This window comes from Aporhodopirellula aestuarii (assembly GCF_023701485.1).
Lineage (GTDB): Bacteria > Planctomycetota > Planctomycetia > Pirellulales > Pirellulaceae > Rhodopirellula > Rhodopirellula aestuarii.
In genome coordinates, this window is sequence record NZ_JAMQBK010000002.1 from 1 (window position 1) to 23485 (window position 23485).

Genomic DNA, 23485 nt, shown 5'->3' on the forward strand with positions numbered 1-23485 from the left:
TTGTGTAGATACCAATGCCCTCCGGGAGGGTCGCGTGAAGCGAGGGGAGGGTCCAGCATCGGCTCCAGCGCGTAATCCTCCCCAGCCCGGAGCGGACCGATCCTCTCAAAGTGTGAAGCAAAGCCACACGACCTCATGAGTTTAGGAAGGTGCACGAGACGTTTCTTGAACGATTTTGCGCGCCGTCAAAAGAAAAGAATGCAGCTTGAGGAAAACCCTCGTCGATGGGATCACCAACGTTTGAGAGGAAGCTCCAAACCCCGGCGACTTCGGCTACGGGAAACGGCGCGTCAGGAGTTGCTCGATGGATTCACCGCCTTGGAATACGCTCCCGGCGCGACCCCGATGAATCGTTTGAAATGCCGCGTGAAGTGCGACTGGTCCGCGAATCCGGCAGCGTAGGCGACATCAGCGAGCGTCTCACCGGCCATCAACATCTGCTGCGCACGACGCACTCGGATTTGAGAGAGATAAGCCTGGATGGGAATACCGACCTCTTTGGAGAAGACGCGGCTTAGATACGGGGCGGAGGTCCCAGCCAATTGCGAGAGTTCGTGAAGCGAGACATTCTCGCGAAATTTTGCTTCCAAGCTCTCCTTGACTCTGCGAATGTTCGCCCGTCCCCGCTTTTTCGGAATGTCCGGCATGGATGCATGCCGCACTAACAGCTCGCAGATGGCTTCATAAAAGGCTGATTCCTGATCCAACTGCGGATCTCCCTCGTCCATCGCCCGGTGAGCCTGCAAAACGAGCTCCACAAGTTGCGTGTCGTCGATGACCGGGGGCAGCAATAATGGTTCGATATCACCGTTGCGGTCAAACGTCCTGACGATACTGGCGATGACGTTCGGGGCAGCATAGAGATAACGCCACGCTCCGGTAGCCGTGCACGAATGCACTTCATTGGGGTGAATGACAAGCAGCTTCCCCGGTCCGGTGAAGTATCGCTGGCCACGATAGAAAAATGTCCCCGTTCCGCCTTCGGAAACGCCCAGTTTGTATTCAGGGTGCGAGTGATTCGGCCAAGTGTGTTCGACCGACTCCCATTGATGCACCGTAATCCCGTCATCGGCAGAACCACGAACTTTGAAATGCTTCACTTTTAACCCGGAAGCCATATTGTCCTCGGTGGCGATGCAAACAACGTGAAAGGCAACGGAGAGTTTACGTCGCGGGATGAGTGCGAGCAAGCAGGACGAAGAGTGGCCTGTCGGGGGCTTCCTATTCTACCCGGAAAACGCCACTAGACCGCTAACACCCGACATCGAGAGATAACACCACCTGCGACATTCTAACAGCGGTCTGAACCGCCTCTAACAGATTACGCAAGTACGGCCGTAACTTGTCTGCACAACAGCGGATGAGCAACTGCTGTTGAAGACGGACGACTTCATTGTGACGTTATCTTTGCCTGAGGTCGAATTGTTCACCGACGATGAATCCCCAAAACATTGATTTGGCGATTACGGCCAATCGCGAGTGCACCGGACCCAAGCTTGATTTGCTGTCAGCCGGATTTGTCGGAAATCCACGTGTCATCGGAGCAAGGGGTTTTCCGGATTTGGAGCGGATTGAGGACCATCCGACCACCGACTAGTCGGCCAGCCAGAGGATTAGCGCGACGTTGCGTCGAGTGAAATAAAGTAGGATCAAAATATTTCTGGATTCCTGTTAATGATTTCGATTGCCATTCGGCATACGGTTAACAGACAGTCGCTTTAGTGTTGGCCGTGCGTATGGACGAAAATCAGAAACGCGAAGAATTCACCCATTACTGGCTGCAGGCCGAGCCTTCGGTTTCGGCGTACGTATTCGCGTCAATTTCCGGATTTCATGATGCTGAAGATGTCGTCCAGCGGATCGCTCAAGAGCTGGCTCGTCGGTTCGACGAATATGACTCAAGTCGATCGTTCGTGGCGTGGACGCTTTGGATCGCCAAATCGCGGGTGATTGATTTCTACCGGACGCAGGATCGCGCTCGGATCATCTTTTCGGATGAACTGCTCAGCCAACTTGCTGACACCATCGCACGGCAGGCTGACGGTCGGAGTCACAGGCGTGAGGCTTTGGATGCGTGTTTGGATGAACTTCCTGCGAAGTCGCGGCGGCTGCTCGACTTGCGTTACGTCGACGAGCTCTCCGCCGAAGAGACGGCACGAGCGGTCGGTTCGACCAGCGGTTCAGTGCGAGTCTTGTTATCTCGTGTTCGAACGGTGCTCACCAGTTGCATTGAACGTCGGCTTGCGATGGAGAATTCGTGATGGACATCAACGATGATTTGATCGATCGCGTTCTTCAGGGACAGGCGACCGCCGTTGAGGCTGCTGAATTTCAGAAGTGGCTCAGGATTCCCGCCAACTTGGAACGCTTTGCGCTTCGAGCCGAGTTGCATGCGGATTTACGGCGTTCGTTGCGCCGCAGGGATATTCAGAACAGTGCGTTGGAGGCGAGGCGTGATCCCGAAACCAGCACGACGACTTCACCCTCCATTTTCCACTCGCGACAAGCTTTGCTGCTGACCGGCGTCGCGATTGCCGCTTGCCTGATCGTCGCATTCATGTGGCCTGCAGCAGAAGACGCCCCGGGCACGGCTGGCACTCTTGCGGCCAATGTCGTCAGCGATGTGAACGGGTTGCTAACGAAGAGTGACGAGCGTTGGGATGACACGAATCTACCGACCGGCGAGTACGAATTGCAAAAGGGGTTGTTGCATCTGCACTTCGGCGGCGGAGTGATGGTTTACCTGGAAGCTCCGGCTCGATTCGATGCTATCAGCGATTCACGTGTTGTGTTGCACAGCGGACGGCTGTCGGCCACGGTTCCTCCCGCGGGGATCGGATTCACCGTCGAAACCCCCGAAGCGGAAGTCGTTGATTTTGGCACCGAGTTTTCCGTCGATGTGGAAGGCGGCGCGAGCGAAGTTCATGTGTTTGACGGGCTCGTTCGGGTACATCCCGGCGCGTCGAACGGGCGCGATGCATCCAGGTCCGTTGATGTGCAGGCGTCTGAAGCAGTTCGGATTAAGGAAGGAACGCCTGATCCCGAAAACATTTCCATCGCGACCGATCGCTTCATTCGCGATTTTGAAGAGCATGCTCGAAAATACGCGCCCGCTGTCAGAAAGAAGTCGCCGCTCGCGTTTTACCGCATGCCAATCCGCGACAAAGGCCTGGTATCGGAACCCCCAAAATATTCCGGCGTCGTCTTAACCGGAGAAGGAAAACGTCCGCCGCACGCACGCGGCGTGTTCGTCGGCGGTTCGCTACGAGTTGGAGCGGATTCAATCGGGCGTGGAGGACGCGTGAACAATCCACCTGCACTGAATACCGGGCAATTCTCGGTGACTTTGTTTGTCTACCGCGAATCGGATGATCGTGGCGCGACTGCTGCCACAAACATGCACGATGATCACGGTAACTTTGACGTGTTGCTGGATGACGACGGGCGGCTGCAAGCCACTGTCAGGAGTCGCGATGGGAGTCAATCAACGGTCCTAGGCGAATTGGTTCTTCCACTGCGCAAATGGCGACATGTGGTTCTAACGGTTGACGGTCACAACATGCACTTCTACGAAGACGGAAAGCTGGTTCAGTCGAAGCCCTGTGCGGAATTGGCCACGAGCGAATCGGATCCAATCTGGTTTGGAACCAACGCCAGTACAACACAAGTGTGGGATGGACGAATTGACGAAGTGGCGTTGTTCGACCGAGCACTCGACGACGAAGAAGTTTTAACGCTGTACCGACTGGCGCAAGAGGAGATCACCAGATCAAGATGAAATCATTAAGCAATTTGTGGCACCGCAAACCATTACCCACCATACGCCTGCGCTTGCCCGCGGCGATTGGGTCCGCTCTGTGCATCATGGCAATCGGGTGTGCGACAACTGCCCGGGCGCAGCAACCTCGTGCCCAGATGCCTCGGGGTCAGCAATCTCGCATGGAAGGCAAGACAGTTATCCCGAAAGCCGTGCTGGACAAGTTGGACGAACACCTCGATGTGACGTTCGCCCAATACGGTGACCGAACTTTGCAGTTAGACATATTCCGTCCAAAGAACGCGTCGGAGGAATTGCCGGCGATCGTCTGCATTCACGGTGGTGGCTGGCGAAAAGGATCGAAACTCAATCATCGCAAAGTTGCTCAAGCTCTTGCAGCCCAAGGTTACGTGACGGCATCCATCGACTATCGGCTGAGCGAAGAAGCGACCTTTCCGGCTCACATCCACGACTGCAAAGCGGCGGTTCGCTTTCTTCGCGCAAACGCGAGTCAGTACGGGATCGACTCCGATCGCATCGGCGCCATAGGTCACTCAGCGGGCGGGCATCTGGCGGCTTTGTTGGCGACTTCCGCTGGCGTAGCAGAACTGGAAGGTGACGGTGGGAACTCCGAATTCAGCAGTGCGATCCAGGCTGTTGTGCCAATGGGCGGCCAGACGGACTTCATGTCGGAACGCAATCGTCAGAAATCTGCGAGTGCAGAGATCTGGCAGCAGTTCATGGGCGGCTCCCAGGACGAAGTCCCCGCAGCCTACCGATTGGCATCACCGCTTTTCCACCTCGACAAGGACGATCCACCAGTGTGGCTGATCACGGGCGAGAAGGATGACCCCAGCACGCGTGCCGAGTCCCTGCGTAAGAGAATGGACGAACTCGGCATTCTAAACGGGCTGACTATCATCAAAGACGCTCCGCACCCCTTAAGGAGTACGCAGCCGACTGTGTGTTTCGCGAAGGTTACACTCGCGACGGAATCCTCAAGCGGGAGACAGCGGCATGTCCGCTGGTTCGCGACAACATCGTCATCGAAGTCCCCGCAGACCAGACGCAGTTCACGCAGCGGTACACTCGCGAGACCATTCGTTTCATCACCAAAAACAAAGACAAGCCGTTCTTTGTTTACCTTGCGCACAACATGCCGCACATCCCGCTGCATGCGTCCGAGAAATTCGTGGGCAGCAGCCGGCGAGGCATCTACGGCGACACAATTCAGGAACTCGACTGGAGCACCGGTGAGATTCTGCGGGCGCTGAAGGAACTTGGACTCGATCAGAACACGCTGGTCATCTTCACGTCAGACAACGGCCCCAACACCGGCAAAGGTGGCAGTGCCGGCCCGTTGAAAGGAGGTAAAGGCTCGACTCTGGAAGGTGGCGTTCGAGTGCCGTTTGTGGCTCGCTGGCCGGGGAAGATACCGGCGGGAATCGAAACTGACGAAGCCATCACCAGCATGGATCTTCTGCCGACGCTGACCAAACTCGCGGGCGGCGAAGTTCCGGATGACCGCGTGATTGATGGAAAGGACATCTCGCCGCTACTCTCCGCAACCCCGGATGCGAAGTCACCCCATGAAGCTATCTACTACTTGCGAGGCCGTGGCGTTGATGCCATCCGCATGGGAGACTGGAAGTACCGAATGGCAACCGACAAGCCGCCGAAGGAAAAGGGATCAAAGCGACAGCCCAACAGCGCCCCCAAGCCCAAAAAGGTCAACGTCGAGACACTTTACAACCTGGGCGATGACATCGGCGAGCAGTCGAACGTAATTGGTGAGCATCCGGAAATCGCCCGGCGTCTGAAGCGACAACTGGCAACCTTCGAGGCCGAACTCCGCAAGAACTTACGTCCCGCCGGTGTTGCGGGCGAACGATGAATCGGGAACTGACGATGATTGACAACACTTCTCGACGCGAGTTTATAAAACGCACGGCCGCACTCGGTGCGAGTCTGTCTGCGGCGTCGCTTTCGCAGTACGCGTTGGCTGCACCAACTAAGACTACACAGCCCGAGCCAGACGGGTTCTTCACGCTTGGTAAACGGCAAGATCATTGGTGGCTGATCACGCCGGATGGAAAACCGTTCTTCACGATGGGCCTGAACCACATCGATCCGGCCAGTTTGCGGTACCCGGAGAACATTGACATTTGGCGGGAGAAGTATGGCGGCAGCACGATTCGCTGGATCAAAGAATCTGTGTCTCCGAATCTCAGGGAGTGGGGATTCAACACGGTCGGATGGGTGCAGGAAGTGACCGTGCGGAAGTGGCGACATTCGCGCGCCTTCACAGTCGATGAGTACCGCGCGCTCGACATGCCCTATTGCCACCTGCTTCCCTTCACCGAATCGCACCAGTGGGAAAAGCACACCGTCCACTACGATTTTCGGAGCGACGACTGGAAGGAATGGGTCGATTACGTCGCACGCTCTCACTGTGCTGAGCTCAGCGACGAACGAAACCTGATTGGCTACTTCTACAGCGATTGTCCGACATGGACGCACTCAAGGCCGGACAACGAATGGCGCGGCCCAATCTTTGATCCTGAACAGCTCAAAACAGAAGCCGGCCGCAAAGAACTGACCGAGTTGGCTCACAGCTATTACAAGACCACGCACGACGCCATCCGACGCTACGACAAGCATCATCTGATCCTTGGCGATCGGTACGAAGCCATCGCTCCCATCGCAATGGAAGTGATCGATGCGTCGAAGCCCTATGTCGACGTGCTGTCGTTCCAGGACTTCCGTGATCCGGTGAAACATCTCGACGAGTGGCACCGGAAAACCGGCAAGCCTGCCCTGCTGGCAGACGCCGCGAGAATGAACTGGCTCACCAAGCCGGGTGAGTTCACTCGAAACGAAGGCGATTGGTATGCAAGGACGCTGGAGGCGTTATTCAAGAATCCGGGATGTATTGGATTCCATCTTTGCGGAGCCTACCAACGCAACCGGGCTCGGCGATACGGTCTGCTGGATGAACAAGAAAAGCCCGATCAGGAAAATGTGGCTCTGATGAAGACTGCCAATCAAGAGATTACCGCGTGGATGCAGCAGGAGTTTGGTCAATGATCATAAACATGAAGACAATCACTTTGATTCTGATAAGCGTTGTTGCATTGAGCTCTGCAGGAGCTGCGGACGACCCGCCGAATGCAGAAAGCACCAGCCGCCAGGACAAAACGTTCAACGCCCGGATGGAGCCGTTTCTGAAGGAACTGAATCTCTCCGAAAAGCAGAAGCCAGAGTTTCTGGCCATCCAGAGAGCGATGACCACGAAGTGGGCGGAATTCCAAAAACTGCCAGCCAATGAGCGGAAGCCGAAACAACAGGCTTTCTATCAGGCCCGGTTCGAGGAACTTGACCAACTTCTCACCCCGGAGCAGATGGCAAAGTACCGGGCGATCCGGGCTGGAGGGACGGCAGGTACGAATGCGACGGGGCGGGAGAAGAGACTCCCAAACATTCGCTTAACCAGAATCGATGGCCGGCACTGGCTTGTCGGCCCGGACGGCAAGCCTTTCTTTGCCCACGGCATCACTCATGTGAGCAACAACAGGGCGAAGTTCGACTTTGCCGAAATGTCCGCAGCCTGCCAAAAGCTCGGCTTTAACTCTTATGGTTACGGCTGCCCGGACCAACTGCGGCATGATATGCCTTACATCGAAAGCTGGAATCACCTGGTTCCCATTTCGTATTACCGAGGTGAAAACGGCGTCAAGTTCATCGATGTTTTTGATCCGAAGGAACAGGCTCGGCTTGAAGCAGGTGTCAAAGCCAACTGTTTCCGCAGTCTTAGCCACCCGCACCATGTCATCGGTTATTGCTGGACGGATCTTGGCTCGTGGCCGCTCGACAATCCATCCGGCAGGAACTGGGTGGACTTCATCCGGGGATTGCCTGAAGAGTCTCCCGGTCAGAAGGCGTATCAGAAGTATCTCAGCACATGGGAAGGTGGTGACGACAAATCGCGGGACCAGGCTTTTCTTCGCCTCATCGCCCGCGAGTACTTCCGCGTCGTTGGTGGCGCCCAGCGGAAATACGATCCCGACCATCTGATCTTTGGTGATCGATTTGATTTTAACACATTCGATTCCGATGTCGTGAAGGAGATGCTGCCCTATATCGACGGGGTCGCGATTCAGCCGCCGTTCCGGGCTCCGTTTCCGAAAGAGAAACTCGACGAGATTCACAAGCTCACGGGGAAGCCGATTCTCCTGTGCGACTTCGCCATTCGTTTCAAAGATGGTGACAAAGACATCCGTAGCTGGAAGGCGGAAGAGAATTCCGTTGTCGCAGGCAAGGCATATTCTGATTACGTGAAAGCAGCGATCAACACGGACTACATCATCGGCGTCTTCTGGTGCAATCCGGTCGATACTCCGAAGGGATTTGGTAACCCTGGAGTCAAACAGGGATTCTTTGACGACGGCCTGGCGGAGCGGCCCGGCCTGCACCAGGCGGTCAAGGAACTGAATGCGTATCGTGAAAACATGACGCCAAAGGAACTGGAATAGTGGTATCGATAATGGTGAAACGATCATTCACGCTCGCCGTGTGCTGGACCGCTGTGCTCATTGGGGTCGCAGAAACTGAGGCTGCCGACAAACCGAACATCGTTGTCTTTCTGACGGACGATCAAGGCTACGGTGACCTCGGTTGTTTTGGGTCGGATTCACTTGAAACACCGAACATCGACGATCTTTGCACACAGGGTATGAAGTTCACCGACTTTTATGTGCATCAGCGCTGCTCGCCGACGCGTCTGGCATTGATGACCGGCTCTCACGCGCACCGTGCGGACTGCACCAAAGTCATCTACAACAAGGATCGCATCGGGATTCACGCCGACGAAGTCACAACGCCGGAGCTACTGAAAACCGGCGGCTACACAACGGGGATCGTGGGTAAGTGGCACCTCGGCGAATGGGACGCGTTTAATCCTACGCGTCACGGCTTCGACTTCTTTTACGGTTTCATGATCAATCTCGAACACGGCGCAGGGATTTATCGGAACCTGGAACGCATTGAATCGATCAAGCACAAGACGGACGGAGAACATTCTCCGAAGCTGCTCGACGCCGCGATTGGCTTTATTAAAGAGAACAAAGCGCGACCGTTCTTTCTCTACTATGCATCGCCGCTGCCGCATACGCCGTGGATTCCAAACACACGATTCAAGGGAACTTCAAAGCGCGGTGCGTACGGCGACGTGACCCGTGAGATCGACTGGCAGGTCGGTGAGTTAATGAAGACGCTCGACGAGCAAGGGCTTGCCAGCAACACGTTATTCGTCTTCGCATCAGACAACGGCCCGGTGCTTGGCGCGGGAGGCGGCGATGCTGGCCCGCTTCGCGATGGCAAATAGACTGACTTCGAAGGAGGCATCCGCGTCCCGTGCCTCATGCGTTGGCCAGGCACGATCGAGCCAGGTTCAACCAACGATCAGATAACCGGAATCATCGACTTGCTGCCGACGTTCTGTGCGATCGCCGGAGTCGACTCGCCGGGCGACCGTGTCATCGACGGTCGAAGCATTCTCCCGTACATGAGGGGCGAGAAGGTTGAGAAACCGATCCACGAATCATTCATCGTGCCTGGTTCGGTGATTCGTCACGGGCAGTGGAAGCTGCTTGTTCGAGATCTAACGCCGGGTGGCAAGAGCGGTCGAGAGGGAAAGCGTCCGTCAGCTCCGGCAGGATCGCTGTTTAACCTGCAGGTCGACCCCGGCGAGACGCGAGACGTCTCAGCGGACCATCCCGAAATCGTCGCAGACCTGCGACGTCAGATGGATGCAGCGGTCAGGGAATTCGAATCCAACAGCCGACCGATTGGTAGACTCCCCAGTGCAGAAGATCCAGCGACAAAGAAGAACAGAAAGAAAAGGAGCAAACAATAGATGCGTTTCAGACTCATACAATTCATCTTCGCCGGCGCCATCATTGCGCTGTTCACACAGTCGGTCGGGGCAGCGACACCGACGGAAAGACCGATGAACGTGCTCTTTCTGGTTGCCGATGATTTAAACAGTTGGATGTTGGAAGACGCGGATCGCTATGCAGGCAAGGTGGTCGCACCGAATCTTCGCAAGCTCGCCAGCAGTGGAGTGAACTTCACGCGAGCCTACACCGCCGCGCCGGTTTGTTCGCCTTCTCGCACGGCGTTCTTTTCGGGTGTCGCACCCTGGAAATCGGGTATCTACAACAACGCGCAGATCATCAATGAGAGCGAGGCACTTAACCAGGATGCGGTGCTATCTCTTGCCGGGTTGTTCAAGAAGGGCGGCTACGACACTTTCGGGTACGGAAAAATCACCCACGGCTGGGACCAGAAAGAACACTGGGATGATAAGGTCGGCCACAAAAGAGATCCGGCTCCTCCCGGTGCTCCTCTGGCTGGACTGAGCGGGGGCGAGCAGGACTGGGGACCTATCCACCTCACCGAGGAACAAATGAATGACACCGGAGGAGCCAATAGAGCCATCGCGGTCTTAGAGAAAAAACACAACAAGCCATTCTTTCTGGCCTACGGCTCCTTCAATCCCCACATGCCCTGGTACGTTCCGCAAAAGTATCTTGACATGTACCCCCTGGACCAAATTGTCCTTCCCGAGCTGAACGAGGATGACCTGGACGACCTTCCTCCCCTGGCCAAAGCGGTCAGTGACGGGATCGGGAGCTTCGCCGACAAAGTCATCAAGACTGGTAAACACAAAGAGGCGGTGCAGGCTTACCTGGCCACGACCACTTATGTCGACACTCAACTCGGGCGCGTCCTCGATGCCCTCGAGAATAGCCCCTACAAGGAAAACACCATTGTCGTCTTCCTCACCGATCACGGATTTCACCTGGGCGAAAAACATCACTGGCAAAAGACGACCCTCTGGGAGGAGAGAACGCACACCTTGTTGATGTTTCGCGCGCCGGGAGTCACCAAAGGCGGAGGCGTGTCGGAGCGGTTTGTTTCCCTGATGGACATCTACCCCACCCTGGCTGAACTCTGCGGACTGACGCCTCCAGCCTACGTCGATGGACGCTCGCTGGTCCCCCTGCTTATAGACCCGAAGGCTCCCTGGCAAAGCACCGCCGTCACCGGATTGTGCGATAAGACCAAAACGGACTTTGCCTACATCAGCATCCGCCACGAACTCGGACGCTATACCCGCTATGGGGCCGAAGAAGAGGAGTTCTACGACACGACCAAGGACCCACACGAATGGACCAACCAGATCGATAACCCGATATACGCCATGACCGTCGAAAAACTCCGCGCCCTGGTCCCAGGTTTCGAGGATGCCGCTCAGCCCCTTCCCTCTGCCTTGACCAAGACGCGTAGGGGAACCCCAAAAGAGAAAAAGAAGAAATAGTTCAGTCCTTCTACATCACGAGAACAAGCTGAACAAACAGGATCAAAAAATGAACTCTTCCCCGCACAACAAGACTTCACGTCGATCCGTGTTGAGATCGATCGGCGCGACCACCGCGCTGGCTGCGTCAGGTCTGTTGCCATCAGCAATCTACGCTGCCCCGCCCGCATCGGCGAATGACAAGTTGCGAGTCGGATTGATCGGCGCGGGCAATCGAGCCAAATGGCTGACGCGTGCGTTGTCCCGCGAATCCCATCGAGCCGAACTGGTCGCCGTCTGCGATTGCTACTTGCCGCAGATCGATGTTCTTGCGGCTGACAACAAGAACAATCCACGGGCCGGTGATTCCTGGAAGCTCTATCAGAACTACGAGCAGATGTTCGACCAGGAAGAACTCGACGCGGTCATGATCGCGACGCCCGATCACGTACGCGTGCGGGCGGCAATCATCGCCTGTGTCAAGGGTCTGGATGTCTACGCGGAAAAACCGCTCAGCTTCAGCATTCCGGAGGGTCGCGCATTGGTCGAAGCCGTGCAAAGACACAAACGTGTGCTGCAGGTTGGTACGCAACAACGCAGCACCCCGATCAATCAATATGCCTGCGAGTTCGTACGCGGAGGGGGACTGGGCAAAGTTTCGACGATCCTGGTGAAGAATTACTCAGGCTCTCGGCCTGCGACGGGTCTCGACCAGCAACCCATCCCCGAAGGCACGGATTGGAATCGTTTTTGTGACCAGGCAAAGCTGCTCGATTATCACGAACAGCTACACCGTCGGTGGCGAAACTTCAACGCCTTTACGGGAGGACCCATTTGCGATCGTGGTTCGCACGCACTGGACATGGTTCACCTTGCCATGGGGTGGGAGAATGTCGCTCCAACACGGATCGAACCTACGACCGAAGCGAAAGAATACTGGGGCCGCGGCGTGAGACTTTACTACCCCGATGGCACTGTCATTCGACTGGAAAGCACGGGCGGTCCCGCATTCGGCGGCATCTTTATTGGCCAGCAGGGCAAGATTGAAATCAATCGTGGACGGTTCGCGTGCAACCCGAAGGATCTGCTCGCTCCATTCAACGGGTCGGAAACGGAATCGCACGTCGCTAACTGGCTGGACTGCATTGAAACCCGCGAACAACCCAATGCACCGGTGGAAGTCGGCCATCGGATTACCAGCGTCGCGCACCTGATCAATATCTGCCGGATTACCGGACGCACGATCAACTGGGATGCGACCAAAGAGCAGATCATCGGCGATGACGCGGCCAATGCATTGCTGACCAAAGAACGACGTCCCGAATTCTCACTTCCCACGGTTTAGCCCAAGGACTTCAAATGCATTCCGATTCAATCTGTCGTTCTGATCGCGCGACAACGCGCCGGTATTTCTCGACCATTGTGCTCGTTGCAATCTCGTTCTGCAGTAGTTCCGCCTTCGCCGATGATTGGACCACCCTGTTCGATGGCAAAAGCCTCGACGGCTGGAAAGCGTCTCGCGACAACACGCAGTTCACGTTGTCCGGCGGAGTCATCGTTGGTGCAAGTTCCAGCCAGACTCAGTTTCTGCACACGGTCGAAGAGTACGGTGATTTCGAACTCGAACTGGAAGTCAAACTTCACGACACGGACTTAAACTCGGGCATTCAAATCCGGACCGGGTTGACTCGCAAGAACGCGAAAGGCCAAGCGAGGGAATCGATCCATGGCCCTCAAGTCGATATTGGAAAATCTCCGGGGCGTTCCGGACACATCTTTAACCAGGGCAATGGTGCCTGGATCACGCCCCAAGAAAATCTGACTCGGAACGAGCTGATGGTCAACGGAGAATGGAACAAGCTGCGTGTATTGGCCGTTGGCCCGCGAATTCAAACCTGGATCAATGGCAAACAAGTTGCGGATGTCGCCGATGATGAAGCGTACGCGAAGTATCCTTCTGGCGTGATCGCGCTGCAGGTACACGGTGTCAAGAAGTCACCAGAGAAAGCACGCCACGTTTCGTTTCGATCGATTCGTGTTCGCAAGTTTCAATCGAAGACCAATGAATAAGAATTTGAATTCCTTTAAACTTTAAACAACAACGATTAGTCATAACGATCCAGGAACTTCCATGAATCCAGCGGGAACAATCGCTCAAGCGAGTTTGTCTTTGTTATTCGCATTTCTGCTGGCTGGCACAGGCTTGGCCGCTGAGAAGCCGAACATCGTGTTGCTGTTTATTGACGACTGGGCTTGGAACGGCACTCCGGTCCCTATGAACGACGGCATGGAAAACTCACGTATGCCGGTTCTGCAAATGCCAAATGTCGAGCGACTGGCTCGCGAGGGAATGAAGTTCACCAATGCGTATGCGTCGCCGCAGTGTTCTCCGTCACGAGTCTGCGTTCAAACCGGACAGTCCTCGCCACGCAGCGGCTTCACCGTGTTCATGAACGACGGCAGGCAGGACTACTTCGACGAAAAGGGCTACCCCGACTTCCCGGTCATTCCCTGCATCTCAGACATGACGATTGACAAGGATGCAGTGACAATCCCCGAAGCCCTGAAGCCGCTCGGTTATGTCAGCGCCCACATCGGCAAATGGCACATGCGAGGTGATCCCGGCGACGAGGGATACGTGCTGCACGACGGTGATACCAGCAACACTCCCGGCAACACACTGCCCGACAGCGCAAAGCAACGCCTGCCTGACGACCTGACCGATCCCAAGCTGATGTTCAGCGTCACCGAAAAGGCACTTGGCTTCATGAGCGAGCAGGCGCAAGCCGGCCAACCGTTCTACCTGCAGATCTCACACTATGCGATGCACGAAGGCCGCGAGTGCCTGCCAGCGACACGCGAAAAGTATACTCGGCATCCGCTGGTGCAGGCTTATTACCGGAAGATCGGGAAGACGGCCGACACCATCAAACGCAAGGAAGATCCGGCCATCTGGTTGGGCATGGGCGACGACCTCGACGGACGTATCGGAGCCGTGCTCGACCGTATCAGCGAGCTGGGAATCCAGGACAACACGTACGTCGTACTGGTGTCAGATAACGGTTACCGGCACAAAGAACTCCTGCTAACGAAGGGACTCAATCAGCCACACCATGGTGCCAAGTGGTGGGCTTGGCAGGGAGGCATTCGCGTTCCGATGATCGTCAAAGGCCCCGGCATCAAGGCGGACTCTGTCTTCAAGGGCAATGTCGTCAACTACGACTTTCTGCCGACCTTCGTCGACTGGGCCGGTGGTGATCCGACCACACTGCAGAACATCGACGGCGTCAGTCTCGCGTCCTACATGGCCGGGCAGCCGCCGACCGACGCCTTCCTCAACCGAAATCTCTATTTCCACTACCCCCACTACCGATCAAGCATGCCACACTCCGCCGTCGTTTCTGGCACGTTCAAGCTGCTGCACTTCTACGAGCGACCGGAAATCCCCATGCTCTTCGATCTGTCTCAAGACATGGGTGAAGTCCACAACATCGCCCCGACTCATCCGGAAGAACACCGCCGACTCCATGACGATATGATGAAATACTTTGACCAAGTCGGCGCCCGTATCCCGAAACGAAATCCGAATTACGATGCTGCTGTCTATGAGAACTCGAAGGAGCACGAGAAACGCGTCCAATGGGGACCGTTTGCCGGCAGCAGACAACTAGAAGAGGATGAGAGATGACTGGTTTTTGTGCCACCGTGAAACATAGTGTTCCGCTGCCGACTTTGCATTGCCTGGGATCGCTAGCGACGATGGGCGACAGCTTCCAACCTCAATCATGAACGCAAATCAGCAGATCATTCCTGGCATCACGATTGGGCCAACGGGTCAGGCAACCGTTGCCCCAGCAATCGCAAGTGTTCTTTTTGATCTCGCCATCAACCTCGAAGAATCGACAAATTTGCCAGTCGATATTGAGCATGTCGTTGCCGCACTTGTGTTGGCCAATCGCAATGGTGAGATCGACGCATCCGCCCCCGTTTCAGCCGATGACTCGAAGCTGCTCGGCATTTTGGCACCGCATGTCAAAACCGTTTTCACTCTTTTTGGTGGAAGTGTTGGTATCGATGACTAGCGAGTGGATTCGCTTTGCATGAGGCTTCCGCAGTGCAGGCCCGATTGCGTCTTCCAGCCCACCATCGTCATCCGCGATCACGAAACGCACCGGCTCTTCTTTCATTGCCGCTGGGCTGATTTTTCGAGAAGTGCCGTCGCGCTGCCTTCCTCAATCCAGCGTTATCGATCAGACTTGTGCTGCAAAAAGTGCCTGAATTGAAGCCCGAGTTCCTCGAAAACAAATCGCCCCATGCCGTTTCGAACAACAGGGAAGTATGATCTCGTCATCTGCGACATTGACGGTTGCCTGTCCCCCGAGTCACACGCCCCGATCAACATTGCAGGACTATCGCGGATCGCCGAGCATAATCGTCTCGCAATCCAAAATCGTGATCGCCCCGTCGTCACGCTTTGCAGTGGCAGACCGATAGGCTTTGTCGAGTGTCTCTGTCGGCTCATCCAAAACACGCAGGTTCCCTGCATCGGTGAAAACGGTGTTTGGCTCTGGCGTCCGACAGACAATTCGTTTGAATGTGACCCCGCCATCACTGATGAGCATCTCGAAACCGTTCACGAAGCCCGCAAACTTTTGCGATCGCTCTTCCACGCCAGTGGCGTGATTCAACAGCCGGGGAAGTCTGCATCAGTGGCGTTGTACCATCCCGATACGGATTATCTCCGGTCCATCGTGCCGACCATTGCTGAAGAGTTTCAAAAACGGAACTGGCCGATACGGGTATTGATGACGTGGCTGTACATTAATTGCGATCTTCAGCACGTTAACAAGGCGACCGCGATAGATCGACTGATGACGCAAACTGGATTTCAACGAGAACGAACGGCAGGGATTGGCGATACGATGGGCGACAGGTTTATCGCCGAGCGTGTGTCATGGTTCGGATGTCCAGCCAATTCCGAAGCCGAAATTAAAGAGGCGGCCACCTATGTTTCGACACACAACGAAGTCGAAGGCGTACTGGACATCCTTGATCAGCTCGCTCACTGACAAAATTGACGTTATGTCGTAATAGCTCGCTGGCTTGAGGAGCCGCACGGTCCACGACGGGAAATACTGGCCGTCCTGGGTTGGAAGAGCGTCACTTATGAGAGTTGTTTCCCAACGCGATAACGCTTTGTCGCGCGGGCGTTTAAGACGTCAATGCCTCGGGATTGGCAAGAAAAGAGGCGAGAATTCGCCCACGTTTTCAAGGCATTTCCGACCGTTTCGTGCGTCAAGCTTGACAAAAAAGATGAAGAGTCCTATCGTCAATCGACGATAGACAATTTAACAGCGAACGGCAATTCATTCTCGCAGACGATTGATCATGGCCCGAACCAAAGCAGACTCGCGAAAGTGCTGCACCACCAATGAGAATCTGGCGTTACCCGACGTCGAATGGGCCGAAGACATGGCCAAACTGACCTGGGCCTTGGCTCATCCCGCGCGGGTGCGGATCGTTCGGCTATTGCTCAACAAATCGTCATGCGTGTGCGGCGAAATCGTCGAAGAGATGCCGTTGGCCCAGTCGACAGTTTCTCAGCACCTCAAAATCCTGAAGGAAACGGGCCTGGTCCAGGGCGAGATCGATGGACCTCGAGTCTGCTACTGCATCAACCAAGATGCGATGACCAAACTGAAGAAGTTGATCGCCGAACTTTAGACCATGTCGTCAATCCCCAGTGGGCGATTGAAACAACTCAACCCAAAACCCTTACCATTTCTATCGCATTTCGACGATAGACGATAACTAACGGAGAAGCACGAGATGAAAGAGCGAATGATTATCGATGATGTCCGAGACCAGTACGCTGACGTGGCCAAAGGCGCCCTATCAAACGATTCGAATTCGGTCCGGTCGATCGCGTCCGCATTCGGCTATTCCGAAGTGGAACTGAGCCAATTGCCCGCCGAAGCCAATATGGGGCTGTCCTGTGGCAACCCATTGGCACTGGCCGGGATTGGCGAAGGCGAAGTGGTTGTGGACCTCGGATGCGGCGGTGGCATGGACGTCTTTTTGGCTGCTCGCAAAGTGGGAGCATCCGGCCGAGTCATCGGGATCGACATGACAACGGAGATGCTCGAGCGAGCTCGAGCCGGTCAACAGAAACTCGGCCTCACTAACGTCGAGTTTCATCAATCGACCATCGATCAATTGCCGCTACCTGACAACTCCGTCGACTGCGTGATCAGCAATTGCGTGATCAACTTGGTGCCCGACAAGCTGGCTGTTTTTCGTGAGATCCAACGAGTGCTCAAACCAGGTGGTCGAGTTGCGTTGAGCGACATTGCTCTCAAGCAACCGCTGCCAGAAGCAGTGAAACAAAGTGTGGAAGCTTATGTCGGTTGCGTCTCGGGTGCGATTCTTATCGATCAGTATCGCAGCTCCCTCGAACAAGCTGGCCTGGCGGACGTGGTCGTGACGGATACCGGTGCCGACCTCAATGCGTATGCCATGGCCAGCGAGGGCGGATGCTGTGGCGAAGTTTCGTGTTGCTCCGATACGAGTGAAGCAACTAGCGACACCTCGCAAAAATCATTGCATGATGGACTCGCTTCCGTCATGCAATCGTTCGACGCCAACGCGTACGCCGCCAGCGTACGAGTGCACGCTCTCAAGCCCTCCTCGACACACGACGCGAACACGGCGCCCGTTTCGAATCTTCAACCCATCTCGGAGGAGAAAACAATGAAGTCGGTACAAGTCTACGACAAACCGATGTGCTGCTCGACCGGCGTGTGTGGTCCCGAGGTGGATCCGGTCTTACCCCAGTTCGCTGCGGATCTCGACTGGCTCAAAAACCAAGGACACCATGTTGAGCGATACAACTTGGCTCAACAACCACAGGCGTTCATCGAGAACGAGACGATTCATCAACTGTTGGGCACCGCCGGAACGGATTGCCTCCCCGTCGTGATCATGGACGGAGAGATCGTTAGTCAAGCCGTTTACCCATCGCGTGAAGATCTCGCGAGCTGGGTCGCTGGATCACCCGCCAAACAACTGCTGCCCGTCACCAAACCAGGTGGAGGATGCTGCGGGTCGAGCGGCTGCTGCTAGAGCGGACAAGCCGAAACGGTATCTCTCGAATTTGACGACCAACACAAGGAACACGAATCATGAAGTTTTTAGATCACCCAACTCGGAACTTGTTCTTCACGGGTAAGGGCGGCGTCGGAAAAACGTCGGTGGCGTGTGCGACTGCCGTACGGCTCGCCGATGCCGGCAAAAAGGTTCTGCTCGTGTCCACGGACCCTGCTTCCAACCTCGACGAGGTGTTGGGCGTCACGCTTGAAAACCGTCCCACGGCGATTCCCGAGGTACCATCGCTGTTCGCGATGAACCTGGATCCGGAGAAATCAGCAGCCGAGTATCGCGAACGAATGGTGGGGCCGTACCGCGGAGTTCTTCCCGATGCGGCGGTGGCCAGCATGGAGGAGCAATTCTCTGGTTCTTGCACGCTTGAAATTGCTGCCTTTGACGAGTTCTCAAGGTTGCTCGGAGATCCCACCGCCACGGCAACATTCGACCACGTCATCTTCGATACCGCCCCCACGGGTCACACGTTGAGGCTGCTGACGCTGCCATCGGCTTGGGATGGCTTCATGGAACAGAACACAACAGGCACCAGTTGCCTCGGTCCGTTGGCTGGATTGCAGACGCAGCAGAAGCTCTACCAAGAGTCGGTCAAGGCGCTCAGCGATTCGGCCGTGACCACCCTCGTTTTGGTTGCTCGCGCCGAGCCCAGTGCGTTACGGGAAGCGGCACGAACCAGCGTTGAGCTAGCAGATCTAGGAGTTGGCAACCAACACCTCGTGGTCAATGGAGTGTTTCGAGCAATCGACGCGAGCGACCCGTATGCGATCGCGTTGCAGCAACGGGGCGCCGCGGCACTCGAAGCGATGCCGGAGGAACTCAATACGTTCCCACAGTCCATTATACCGCTCAGTCCTCATGGCATGATGGGGATCGATTCGCTCCGACGTCTCGGTGCAGCCGATGCGCTATCCGGCAATCACACAGACAGCGAAGATGCCGTCAACAAGCATGATGATCTTCCGCCACTTTCCGACTTGATCGACGACCTTGTGGCACCTGGTCATGGCGTGATCTTGGCAATGGGCAAAGGGGGTGTTGGCAAGACCACGGTGGCGGCGGCGGTAGCTGTTGCGATAGCCGAACGCGGCTACAAAGTCCATCTGTCGACAACCGACCCTGCGGCACACATCGCGGCAGCCATGAATGACGAACGCTTGCCGAACCTTTCGGTCAGCCGCATCGATCCGGCTGAAGAAACCGCCCGATACTCGGCCGAAGTCTTGCGGAAGGCGGGTGCCAACCTCGACGAACAGGGCAAGGCACTTCTGGAGGAAGACCTGCGTTCACCGTGCACCGAAGAGATTGCGGTGTTCCGAGCTTTTGCCGATGCCGTTTCCACCGGCACCGACCAATTTGTTGTACTCGACACGGCGCCCACGGGTCACACGGTTTTGCTACTCGATTCGGCACTTGCTTATCACCGCGAAGTAACACGACAGACGAGCGAAATGCCCGAGGCCGTTGAGAACCTGCTACCACGACTCCGCGATCCCGACTTTACAAGAGTCCTGATCGTCACACTGCCTGAAGCGACTCCAGTGCATGAAGCCGCAGCGTTGCAGCGAGATCTGCGACGCGCCAAGATCGAACCCTTCGCTTGGGTGATCAACCAAGTGCTCAGCCCCTTGCCGATCACCGATCCGTTGATGAAACAGCGCCAATCGCACGAGCAGAGATACTTGCGTGAGGTCGACGATACCCACGCCAGTCGCACCGCCATCGTGCCTTGGCAGTTGCAACCACCCACTGGCCTTCAGGGGCTAAACCGTTTAACTCACGCCGACCTAGCCACTTCAAGTTCTTAAGGCGACTTCGCCAACGCGGAAGTTCAAGCCCTCGGGACCGGCTACACGAAACCTGCCCACTTATCCGAGAACGCCGACACCGCGACTAACCATTCGCGGATCGCGAGACGCACCCTTACGGACTGTCTCTCCGGTACACGAAACGTCCACCTGCCTCACGCCGCGTTAACCCTCGTGATTTGCTTCGAATCGCGAGAACCATCCGCTGGTTCGGTTGGCGTAAGCGACAAGCGCAAGCATCACGGGAACCTCCACCAACACGCCCACAATCGTTGCCAGGACAACCGGCGACGACGCGCCGAACAATGTGATCGCGACAGCGACGGCTAGCTCAAAGAAGTTGGATGCGCCAATCATACCCGCCGGGGCAGCAACGTCGTGACGACAGTGGAGTCGGTAACAGGCTCCATAGGCCAGGAAGAATACCAAAACCGTTTGGATAATCAGCGGGATGGCGATCAACACAATGTGCAGCGGGTTGTTAATGATCACTTCGCCCTGGAACGAAAAGATCAAAACCAGCGTCAGCAACAGTCCGGCAATCGTGATGTTATTGAACTTGGGGATGAAGGCGTTTTGAAAATAATCTTCGCCCTTGGATCGGATGACCACATTTCGGGTCACGACACCACCGAGCAACGGCACCACCACAAACAGGACCACGGACACGATCAACGTCAGCCACGGGATTGTGATCCCACCGATGCCGAGCAAGAAAGCGACAATGGGCGTAAACGCAATCAGAATGATCAAGTCGTTGGTTGCCACTTGAACGACGGTATACGCCGCGTTTCCACGTGTCAAATGACTCCAAACGAACACCATTGCCGTGCACGGTGCGGCACCTAGCAGCACAGCGCCAGCCAGATAACTCTTGGCCAACTCAGCCGAGATCCAGGGTTTAAAAACGACATAGAAAAAGAAGGCTGCGATACCAAACATGGTAAACGGCTTGATCAGCCAATTCACGACCCAGGTCACGAATAGGCCTTTCGGATTCTTCCCAACGTTTTTCACGCTAGCAAAATCGACCTTCATCATCATCGGGTAGATCATTAACCAGATCAGAATCGCGATCGGTATCGAAACGTTGGCATATTCAAACTTCGCAAGAAACGCGGGAACCGCAGGCACGAATTTTCCGATCAGCACCCCGATGACCATGCACAAGGCGACCCAGTAGGTGAGATTCTTTTCAAAGAAGCTGATTTCAGCCTTTTCTTCCTTGACCATATCGCGTTGCTTTTTGATTCATTTGAAATGTAGATTTCGACTGTTTTCCCTAACGACCTATGCGGCCCAGGGACACCTGCCCACTCTACGTTTTCGCGGACCTGCGTTTCGGACGGTAACTTTCGATCTCGCTCGCTATTGCGTGAAAAGCGTTTGAAAGGTGTCTGTATTTAACGGCATAAAAAACGGTTCGCCCCTCCTTGGTCGCCGTCAGAACGCCCACTTTCTCGAGCACATTGAGATGGCGTGACACCACGGAAAAATCGACGGCACAACATTCTGCCAGCTCGGTGACCGAGCACGGCCGTCCACACTTTGCCAAGCAAGAAAGGAGCTTCAATCGTGTCGGCTCGCCCAACGCTTTAAAAAGGTCGGCATCAAGTAGTTCATCGATCGGCCCGCAGCACTGAGAAGCTTCGAGTGGTTTCATGCTTGACTCTCTTTTCACACATACTTGCATGCCCGTGCAAACATACGCAACCCCGCATTTGACGTCAACCTGTTGAGTAGTGCTGGAACGAGACATCCCCCGCGACCGGGTCTCATCTGCGTCGTGGGCCGACCAAACACCGCCAGCGTCCCAAAAACACGGCGACTTCAAACGGCGTAGCGACTGCCGACACCGGCGGATAAAGTCTCGATTGACCGAACTGACGACGGAGCCGATACAACTTTTCGCCTTCCCACCCAGGTGAACATACACTTCTGCCCCTTTTCGAACTGCCCGGGGTGACTTGCCCCATGATTGAGCGACGTTTGTTTGCCTCCGCGAAACCGTTTCGCCATCGAAAGAAAGCCGAGCATCAAGAATGCAGTGCAAATACTCTAATCCCGACTCGACCACCGAAACTTTTTGACCATGTTGTGGGTTAAACCAGCATGATGACTCCATACACGCTCTCGCGACTGATCCTGCCTGTCCTGCTCGCCTCCAGTGCTTTCGGCAAGGACATCGACAAACCGACCGGCACCTATGCCAGCAAGATCACTCCCGCCGCCGTCCAAAACAAACACATGCAAGGTGGACTCGTCCGGGTCACTTGGAGCGAAATCGAGCACACGCCTGGAAGGTTCGACTTCACGCCGATCGAACAACAAGTTCGTCTCCTCAAACCCGGCATGAACTGGACGCTCGCCATCCACGGAGGCTGGACTTCCACGCAAGCCCCCGACACTTCTGCCCGAGCATGGAGACGCCCGCGATCGCTCTCACCTGAATGGCTCGTCTCCGATCTTGACGTGGAAACCTTCGCAATGAACTTTCGCGGCAACCCCGTCCAGATGCCCAAATACTGGGATCCACTTGTTCAAAAGCGGCTGAAAGAAATGCTACGCGCCGTCGGCAACCGATACCGATCCGACCAACGTTTAAAACTGATCTACGTCCCACAGATGACGAGCAACGGCACCGAAGGGCATTTCAATGGCGTCCCCTCACAGACACTGCTCCACGCAGCTGGTATTAACCCACGCGATCGAAACGCGGAAGAGAAGTTCGGTGACCTCTGGCTCAAAGCATCCACCGAGGCCACACAAAGTGTACTTCAAGCGTTTCCCCAAAAAGCCGTCGCCTTCGAAGTTCACGAACTGTTCGGTAGTACCGAAATCCCAAATCGCCTCATCAATGAGTTCGAAAAGCCGCAGTATGAGAACCGAGTCGGCATCGGCATGTGGTGGATTTCCGGCAAATCGAGTTACCAGGGCAACTTGATCAGCCTCCTAAAAAACTACGAAGGAGACCTCTACGGCCAAGTCATCGGTCGCTCCGACCAACGCGACCGCTTTCAGAATCGAGACTACAACACGGTATTCAAACAGGCCGAAGAACTCGGCATGCGGTACATCGAACCCTGGAACTACGAATTTGAAAACCACACCTGCGACGAAGCCCTACAAGAATTCAACGCCCTCACTCGCTCCTAATACGCCACCCCCTAATCACATTCTCCCCCCTTCGCATCTCGCGACCGAAGTGGCCATCTCCAATTCAATGGGGTTGCGTTTACCGGTAAACGCGGGGGCAGACAACACATGCAAACGCCATGGACGTTGAATCAGATCACGCCTAGCGTGCCGCTCACACAAACGCCCGATGCCAATAACGGCTGAAGAGTGATTGCTTTCACCCCCTTCGGGCTGCTATCGCTCGCTCGAGTTAACTTTCCAATT

At 55.6% G+C, this 23485-nt stretch carries 20 protein-coding genes and 1 pseudogene; 18 read left to right on the forward strand and 3 right to left on the reverse strand.

Annotation, left to right across the window (positions count from 1 at the left end):
• Positions 1–290 precede the first annotated feature (290 nt).
• Positions 291–1100 carry an AraC family transcriptional regulator gene (locus tag NB063_RS00385; RefSeq protein ID WP_250926856.1) on the reverse strand — a complete coding sequence of 270 codons (810 nt, stop codon included), beginning with the start codon at positions 1098–1100 and terminating at the stop codon, positions 291–293.
• Positions 1101–1736: 636 nt separating this feature from the next.
• On the opposite strand from NB063_RS00385, the gene NB063_RS00390 reads away from it, so the two are divergent.
• The 17 genes and pseudogenes from NB063_RS00390 to arsA all read left to right on the forward strand — a co-directional run bounded on the left by NB063_RS00390 (position 1737) and on the right by arsA (position 20083).
• Positions 1737–2261: a sigma-70 family RNA polymerase sigma factor gene (locus NB063_RS00390; protein WP_250926747.1), complete on the forward strand. Its 525-nt coding sequence runs from the start codon at positions 1737–1739 to the stop codon at positions 2259–2261.
• Positions 2261–3778, forward strand: a complete 1518-nt coding sequence (locus tag NB063_RS00395; RefSeq protein WP_250926748.1) for a LamG-like jellyroll fold domain-containing protein — start codon at positions 2261–2263, stop codon at positions 3776–3778. Before NB063_RS00390 ends, NB063_RS00395 begins: the two co-directional genes overlap by 1 nt.
• Before the next feature lie 161 nt (positions 3779–3939).
• A pseudogene (locus NB063_RS00400) lies at positions 3940–4683 on the forward strand (alpha/beta fold hydrolase); the annotation flags it as partial.
• Between the two features lie 38 nt (positions 4684–4721).
• Positions 4722–5651: a sulfatase-like hydrolase/transferase gene (locus NB063_RS00405; protein WP_250926749.1), complete on the forward strand. Its 930-nt coding sequence runs from the start codon at positions 4722–4724 to the stop codon at positions 5649–5651.
• Positions 5652–5665: 14 nt separating this feature from the next.
• Positions 5666–6844: a twin-arginine translocation signal domain-containing protein gene (locus tag NB063_RS00410; protein WP_250926750.1), complete on the forward strand. Its 1179-nt coding sequence runs from the start codon at positions 5666–5668 to the stop codon at positions 6842–6844.
• Between the two features lie 8 nt (positions 6845–6852).
• The gene (locus NB063_RS00415) at positions 6853–8289 is read left to right on the forward strand and encodes a Spy/CpxP family protein refolding chaperone (protein ID WP_250926751.1); all 1437 of its coding nucleotides are present in this window, start codon (positions 6853–6855) and stop codon (positions 8287–8289) included.
• Positions 8290–8300: 11 nt separating this feature from the next.
• On the forward strand, positions 8301–9140 hold the full coding sequence (locus NB063_RS32390; protein WP_322975025.1) for a sulfatase-like hydrolase/transferase: 840 nt from the start codon (positions 8301–8303) through the stop codon (positions 9138–9140).
• Positions 9141–9158: 18 nt separating this feature from the next.
• A complete protein-coding gene (locus tag NB063_RS32395) occupies positions 9159–9671 on the forward strand; it encodes a sulfatase family protein (RefSeq protein WP_322975031.1) in 513 nt (170 codons plus the stop codon).
• Entirely contained in the window at positions 9672–11138 is a 1467-nt protein-coding gene (locus NB063_RS00425; RefSeq protein ID WP_250926752.1) for a sulfatase, read from the forward strand.
• Positions 11139–11187: 49 nt separating this feature from the next.
• On the forward strand, positions 11188–12462 hold the full coding sequence (locus NB063_RS00430) for a Gfo/Idh/MocA family protein (protein ID WP_250926753.1): 1275 nt from the start codon (positions 11188–11190) through the stop codon (positions 12460–12462).
• 14 nt (positions 12463–12476) lie between these two features.
• Positions 12477–13187: a 3-keto-disaccharide hydrolase gene (locus NB063_RS00435; RefSeq protein ID WP_250926754.1), complete on the forward strand. Its 711-nt coding sequence runs from the start codon at positions 12477–12479 to the stop codon at positions 13185–13187.
• A 61-nt stretch (positions 13188–13248) separates the two neighbouring features.
• Positions 13249–14805, forward strand: a complete 1557-nt coding sequence (locus tag NB063_RS00440) for a sulfatase (protein ID WP_250926755.1) — start codon at positions 13249–13251, stop codon at positions 14803–14805.
• 97 nt (positions 14806–14902) lie between these two features.
• Positions 14903–15199, forward strand: a complete 297-nt coding sequence (locus NB063_RS00445; protein ID WP_250926756.1) for a hypothetical protein — start codon at positions 14903–14905, stop codon at positions 15197–15199.
• Between the two features lie 231 nt (positions 15200–15430).
• Positions 15431–16186, forward strand: coding sequence for an HAD family hydrolase (locus NB063_RS00450; RefSeq protein WP_250926757.1), 756 nt, complete (start codon positions 15431–15433; stop codon positions 16184–16186).
• Between the two features lie 319 nt (positions 16187–16505).
• The gene (locus NB063_RS00455; protein WP_250926758.1) at positions 16506–16841 is read left to right on the forward strand and encodes an ArsR/SmtB family transcription factor; all 336 of its coding nucleotides are present in this window, start codon (positions 16506–16508) and stop codon (positions 16839–16841) included.
• Positions 16842–16946: 105 nt separating this feature from the next.
• A complete protein-coding gene (arsD, locus tag NB063_RS32725) occupies positions 16947–18239 on the forward strand; it encodes an arsenite efflux transporter metallochaperone ArsD (protein WP_250926759.1) in 1293 nt (430 codons plus the stop codon).
• A gap of 59 nt (positions 18240–18298) precedes the next feature.
• Positions 18299–20083: an arsenical pump-driving ATPase gene (gene arsA / locus NB063_RS00465; protein ID WP_250926760.1), complete on the forward strand. Its 1785-nt coding sequence runs from the start codon at positions 18299–18301 to the stop codon at positions 20081–20083.
• 165 nt (positions 20084–20248) lie between these two features.
• On the opposite strand, the gene arsB is transcribed toward arsA, so the two are convergent.
• A complete protein-coding gene (gene arsB, locus NB063_RS00470; protein WP_250926761.1) occupies positions 20249–21316 on the reverse strand; it encodes an ACR3 family arsenite efflux transporter in 1068 nt (355 codons plus the stop codon).
• Between the two features lie 85 nt (positions 21317–21401).
• Entirely contained in the window at positions 21402–22208 is an 807-nt protein-coding gene (locus NB063_RS32525; protein ID WP_407652515.1) for an ArsR/SmtB family transcription factor, read from the reverse strand.
• On the opposite strand from NB063_RS32525, the gene NB063_RS00475 reads away from it, so the two are divergent.
• Positions 22196–23239: a hypothetical protein gene (locus NB063_RS00475; protein ID WP_250926762.1), complete on the forward strand. Its 1044-nt coding sequence runs from the start codon at positions 22196–22198 to the stop codon at positions 23237–23239. The genes NB063_RS32525 and NB063_RS00475 overlap by 13 nt on opposite strands.
• Positions 23240–23485: the final 246 nt, after the last annotated feature.